Below are 5,495 nucleotides of genomic sequence, written 5' to 3'. Positions count from 1 at the left end.
GAAGACATTACAGCCTAGACATGAAAACACCTGAGTTTGCACACAAAAATCAAATGCATAAATACAAATTTTATAACCTGAATTAATAACCAAAATGGTCAACCTATTTCAGGACAAGACAGGAAACCTATGAAACATCAAACCAGTTTGATAATACTTTTTTGTTTTTTTATTTTTTCATGTAAAAAAGAAGAAAATACAAGAATAAAGGAAATTGAAGTTTTAAGGTATGAACGTGCTCGCACAGATACTATTTTGCCTAAGTTTTATACTTCCGTCAATTATTCAGGAGAAGCTACAGCAATTGCAGAGCTGCAAAAAAATAAATTTGTCTATTGCATTTTTAAATTGAATCAAATGCCAATGGATCATATTTTTAAACATGAAAAAGGAATATTTAAAGAAGATTTACCAAGTATACAAGGAAGTCGGTATTGCCTTAAAATTATTTATAAAGATAATTCTTCGAAAATAATTTACATCGATGATGATAAAGTATATTCTAACTCAAGTTTATTGAAATTTACAAAGGATGTTGAGCCTCTTATTAATTTAAATAGAAAAATGCAATCAGATACCTCGATATTAAATAGAAAAATGAAAAGATTTATAAATTTTGTTGTTCACAATGATTCAACCATTTTTCGAAGCCCTCCTCCACCTCCGAAATTTTACTAAATATTATTACTGCTGCTAACAGCGGTTTTGTGCAAGCGGGGTTTAGTGTATAATGGGACGATCTTTTTGTATATTTGGCGTCAGTCTTGAACGGAATGGTTTGGGGACAAAAATCCCCGCCTGACACAAAGCCGGCGGGACGTTAGCAGTAACCATAAAAAAACGAGAATGAAAAAAGATCATTTGCAGTTAATATTCATCATTATATCTCTGCTTCTACTTTCTTGTGATTCAAAAGAGGATAAACAACATATTAAAAATAATCCATCTGAATCAGAAGTTATATTCTTTAGAGAAAATGATCCTGCAGGATTTACTTCTGATATGAAATTGACTTTAAAAGCTGAATTTGATGAATGTGGTGAGTGGGGCGGTCACAAAGAAGAAATGGTAATTTATATAAAACCTAAAAAAGGATTCCATTTAGACTATCGCAAATTTTCAGTCAATTGTGATTCAATGGACGCATTTTTAAATGCACCAATCCAAAAACTTGAAACATCTAAAACAATAAAATTGGTCGATGCAAATAAAATTTCGATTTCAAATTATTTAAACAGAATGCTAAAGTCGAAAATTAATGAAGGATTCCCAGGTCATGCTGGAAATTTATTTTCAGCAATTACATCAGATTCGACTCTCATAATTAGCATTTATGACTATAAAAAAATAGATATTGAAAGTTATAATAAGCTACAGCGAGAATTAGGTTTTTTACCGACAGTCATCAAAAAAAATGATTAACAAGGAAGAATGGCTACTGCTAACAGCGGTTTTATGAAATTGGGGTTTTAGGCTTAATGGGACGATCTTTTCGTATATTTGGCTTCAGTCCTAATGGAAAGGTTCGGAAACAAAAATCCCCAACTTCATAAAGCCGGCGGGACGTTAGCGGCAAGTTTGCGAAAACAAAACGTACAAAAAATGACGGCGGAATATATTTATAAACCAATTTCTGGACAATATCAAGAAAAACATTTTGGAAACACTGATTCTGAACCGCTTTGGGTTAAGTTTACCAAAAATAATTTTGATGAATGGATAGGTTCTTTTGCTCAAGGTGGTTGGAGTGGATACAAAACAACTATTCTCTTAATATATCAAAACGAAATTGTTTTTGTTATTTGTTGCGGTAAAGGATATTTAATTGATATCAATAATCAAAATCAGATTAACAGTAATCAAATTGATTCAATTTCAACTGCAATTGTAAATCCAAATGAAAACGAAATTTATTACTCTGACGGAATTCAATTAAAAAAAATTAATTCAAAAGGTGAAATATTTACCATTTTGGACGAATACTTTTATGATGAAATAGAATTTATAGAAATAAAGAACAATATTCTTTATGGAAAATATTGGTATCATCAAAAAGGATCTGAGCCTTTTTTCTTTGAACTAGATTTATTGACTAAACAAATAAAAGACTCCTTTATAATATAAGTTAAACCTGCCGCTAACAGCGGTTTTAAGAAATGGCGGGGCTTGGTGATTTTTTGGAATGGTTTGGTGTTTGCATTTCTTTCTCCGAAAGAGGTTTTTTCATTCAGTCTTTTCGGTATATTTGTAAACATCAGTAATAAAAATTCCGCCACTTCATAAAGCCGGCGGGACGTTATGCGCGATATTGACCGAACTGAATCTAAAAGCGACACTTACCAAACTAAATCTACATATGTTTAATCGAAACTGGAATCGAAATCATGAAGCCTCTTGGAAGCCGGCATTAGAATTAAACAACGAAGGCTTAAGTAACTTTCAAAATGAACTTCTCAACGAAGTCAAGGAACTATTTAATTCAAATTCTATAAACTACTTAGAAAAAACTTCTAAGCATCGTGACCTAAATGATGATGATAAAATAGTCAAAATGATAACTTTATCACTATTAGAATATTCGGAATCTAAAATTTGGATTTATAATGACATGGCAGAATATAATTTGAATAAAATTCATCACATATATGAAGAATGGGGATATTTAACTCCAAATGAACTTCAAGAAAAATTTTTAAGTGGAATTAGAAGAATATTAAACATAAAATAAATACCGCGCATAACAGCGGTTTTAAGAAATTGGGGTTTTAGGGCTTAATGAAACGGTCTTTTTGTATATTTGGCTCCAGTCCTAATGGAATGGTTTGGGAACAAAAATCCCCAACTTCTTAAAGCCGGCGGGACGTTAGCGGCAATAACCCCTCTGTTTTCATAGCAACTTCGTCCTTAAGCACATCTACCCTATTTTGAGTTTTAGAAGTTTACGCAAAACGTTATGTGAAAGGATTGAGTTTCAACTGTTTTCCAAACTTTGCGGATTAACTTCTTAGAAATTCTTGTAGAAAAACTTTGTGGATTACTGTACTAAAATTCATTACGCAAATAGAAATAACTAAATCTAAAAATTTCTCTGAGAATAATTTTAATAAACTTTGAGGAAAAACCGGATCGAGAAACTTTGAGAAACTATGTGTGAAGAAAGTTATGGTTACAGTCTGTTATATTCTTTATGCCGGGGTTACGGCCTCTAACAAGGGTTTTGTGAAATTGGGGGTTTTGAGCTAAAAATAATGTTAGTTTTGTGTTTGTAAACTTAATCTTTAATCTATACTTTTGGGTAACTGTCCCCAACTTCACAAAGCCCCGGGACGTTAACGGCAACCGACGAGACGAGACGTGAAAACTGATGCTTTAATTTAATAATGGAAAATAAATATTCACATCGTGGTTTCAAATTAGCAATCACAGCTTTGCTTCTATTCACTGTAATAATTGTTTCTCAAATGGCAATGTTTCATTCAGGATCAAAAACCTTTGAAATAATATTTAACTCAATGCTAATTGGTATTGGGGCTATTTCTCTAGTTGGTTTAGTTAATTCATTAAAAGGATTAAAAGAACCAAATACCACACAAAAAATACTTGGTTTGATTATCAATTTTGGATTAATTGTTCTTTATCTTTTTATACTTAATGCACAACTATAACCTTGCTTGTTAAAAACAATTGCTACAGTTTCTCTTTTTCTGAAATCGGAGAAAATCATAAAATAATTTTATATATAGAAATATAAATGGCAGCCGTTAACAGCGGTTTTAAGAAATTGGGGTTTGGGTGTATAATGGCAAGGTCTTTTTGTATATTTGACTTCTGTCCTAATGGAATGGTTCGGGAACAAAAATCCCCAACTTCTTAAAGCCGGCGGGACGTTAGCCGTTATACTAAAAAACATCACGAAATCAGAGTCGTTTTAAAAAATATTAAAATGGAAAAAAAAGATTATTTCAATTTGCAGGCTACATTAACATTGATTTTATTTTCCTTCATAAATGTTTTTTTGATGGTGTCGTGTGATGATTTAAAACATAAAAAAAATGAAAAAAATCATGCTGAAATAAAGAATGAAGAAAATGAAGAATTAGATAATGCTATCAAGTTAACTCAAAATAATAGTGTCATTAATGATTCAATTAATCATCTTAAAAATATTGGAGCAGATTTTATTGTATGTTATGTTGGCCCTGACGGGAATTACAACAGAGTTTCTTTTAACATACAACACTTTGCAAATTCAGAGATTCTTCCATATAAAATTACAGGTGATTTTAAGCTAAAAGTTATACAAGGTATTGATGTTTTATTTACAGATTTTGAACATAGACCTATTAGCAATAATGCGAAATCACAAAAAAGGGTAAAAGAACTTTTAAAAAAGGGTTTGATAACTTTTAATGGACGAAGTATATTAACGCATGGTAATTCTATAACATTCGTATTTTGTAAGAATAACGAAAAGAATTTTACATGTTTTACTTACGAAATGCTTGGTAAGGCTGAGTGGTTAGCACGTCAAGAAGAAAAACCTTTTAATGAAGAAATGTTTTATCCAAAATGTGATTAGTTTGTTTTATCAATAGTCCCCTAGCCCATTCAGCATAACTAAACGCTAAAGAAGTACAACGGCTAACAGCGGTTTTAAGAAATTGGGGCTTTCGCCAAAATTTAAAGGTAATTTTATATATTTGACTTCAGTCCTAATGGAATGGTTTGGGAACAAAAATCCCCAACTTCTTAAAGCCGGCGGGACGTTAGCGGCAATGTAAAAAAAACAGAACGTAATAAAATGAAATACAGAATCTTAACTATATTACTAATCATTACTTTGTGTTTTTCATGCAATGAAAAGGATGCTTTAGATTTAGATTTTAAAAAAGAGATAATTAAATACCAAAAAGCGTTTCCACTTCCGATAAATAATGATACTCTCTATCCATTTTACTGTATCAAATTTCGAAAAATTGAAACTGACACTGTTTTTCATATTGTGAGAGCATATGTTCATACAAACGACCAATTCAATAACTATAAGGTTTTCGAAAATGAAAACTTAAAACCCACAGTTATATTTGATTTCGCAAATCTTGGAAAAAAACTAATTAAAGCATATCCAAAAAGAAAAGGTGAAGAATTATTAAAATCTGGAACGATAGAAACCTTGAATCCTTATTATCTTTATAAATTAGACGGTAATAAAATAAACTTTTTGAAAGAGGAAAAATACAAACAGTAGTCAAATACACTGCTGCTAACAGCGGTTTTAAGAAATTGGGGCTTTAATGTTTAATGGGACGGTCTTTTTGTATATTTGACTTCAGTCCTAATGGAATGGTTTGGGAACAAAAATCCCCAACTTCTTAAAGCCGGCGGGACGTTAGCTGAAATTATACCAAAACGATATATGTCAAACATTAAGAACATATCTATATTCGTAATATTTATTATTATGTTCTGTTTGTTTTCTTGTACTATTCAACAAA

7 protein-coding genes are annotated in these 5,495 nt (G+C 31.1%); all 7 read left to right on the top strand.

Going from position 1 to position 5,495, the window contains the following annotated elements; genetic code table 11:
* Window positions 1-129 precede the first annotated feature (129 nt).
* Entirely contained in the window at window positions 130-678 is a 549-nt protein-coding gene (locus tag AC3E9U_RS16020) for a hypothetical protein (RefSeq protein WP_488747942.1), read from the top strand.
* Between the two features lie 168 nt (window positions 679-846).
* The gene (locus AC3E9U_RS16015; RefSeq protein ID WP_488747941.1) at window positions 847-1,422 is read left to right on the top strand and encodes a hypothetical protein; all 576 of its coding nucleotides are present in this window, start codon (window positions 847-849) and stop codon (window positions 1,420-1,422) included.
* 93 nt (window positions 1,423-1,515) lie between these two features.
* Window positions 1,516-2,124 carry a hypothetical protein gene (locus AC3E9U_RS16010; RefSeq protein ID WP_488747940.1) on the top strand — a complete coding sequence of 203 codons (609 nt, stop codon included), beginning with the start codon at window positions 1,516-1,518 and terminating at the stop codon, window positions 2,122-2,124.
* A 232-nt stretch (window positions 2,125-2,356) separates the two neighbouring features.
* A complete protein-coding gene (locus AC3E9U_RS16005) occupies window positions 2,357-2,728 on the top strand; it encodes a hypothetical protein (protein WP_488747939.1) in 372 nt (123 codons plus the stop codon).
* A gap of 652 nt (window positions 2,729-3,380) precedes the next feature.
* Window positions 3,381-3,665 carry a hypothetical protein gene (locus AC3E9U_RS16000; protein WP_488747938.1) on the top strand — a complete coding sequence of 95 codons (285 nt, stop codon included), beginning with the start codon at window positions 3,381-3,383 and terminating at the stop codon, window positions 3,663-3,665.
* 278 nt (window positions 3,666-3,943) lie between these two features.
* Window positions 3,944-4,579 (top strand): hypothetical protein, encoded by a 636-nt coding sequence (locus tag AC3E9U_RS15995; protein WP_488747937.1) that lies wholly within the window; start codon window positions 3,944-3,946, stop codon window positions 4,577-4,579.
* 222 nt (window positions 4,580-4,801) lie between these two features.
* Window positions 4,802-5,248, top strand: coding sequence for a hypothetical protein (locus AC3E9U_RS15990; RefSeq protein WP_488747936.1), 447 nt, complete (start codon window positions 4,802-4,804; stop codon window positions 5,246-5,248).
* Window positions 5,249-5,495 lie beyond the last annotated feature (247 nt).

The sequence above is a fragment of the Flavobacterium sp. 21.1 genome (assembly GCF_057801535.1).
The sequence above is the reverse complement of the archived record's forward strand: the minus strand, read 5'-3'. Positions and strand labels throughout refer to the sequence as shown.

Coding starts and splice junctions, on each gene's coding strand:
- AC3E9U_RS16020 (WP_488747942.1), top strand. CDS start 130: ATGAAACATCAAACCAGTTTGATAATACTTTTTTGTTTTTTTATTTTT.
- AC3E9U_RS16015 (WP_488747941.1), top strand. CDS start 847: ATGAAAAAAGATCATTTGCAGTTAATATTCATCATTATATCTCTGCTT.
- AC3E9U_RS16010 (WP_488747940.1), top strand. CDS start 1,516: ATGGAAAGGTTCGGAAACAAAAATCCCCAACTTCATAAAGCCGGCGGG.
- AC3E9U_RS16005 (WP_488747939.1), top strand. CDS start 2,357: ATGTTTAATCGAAACTGGAATCGAAATCATGAAGCCTCTTGGAAGCCG.
- AC3E9U_RS16000 (WP_488747938.1), top strand. CDS start 3,381: ATGGAAAATAAATATTCACATCGTGGTTTCAAATTAGCAATCACAGCT.
- AC3E9U_RS15995 (WP_488747937.1), top strand. CDS start 3,944: ATGGAAAAAAAAGATTATTTCAATTTGCAGGCTACATTAACATTGATT.
- AC3E9U_RS15990 (WP_488747936.1), top strand. CDS start 4,802: ATGAAATACAGAATCTTAACTATATTACTAATCATTACTTTGTGTTTT.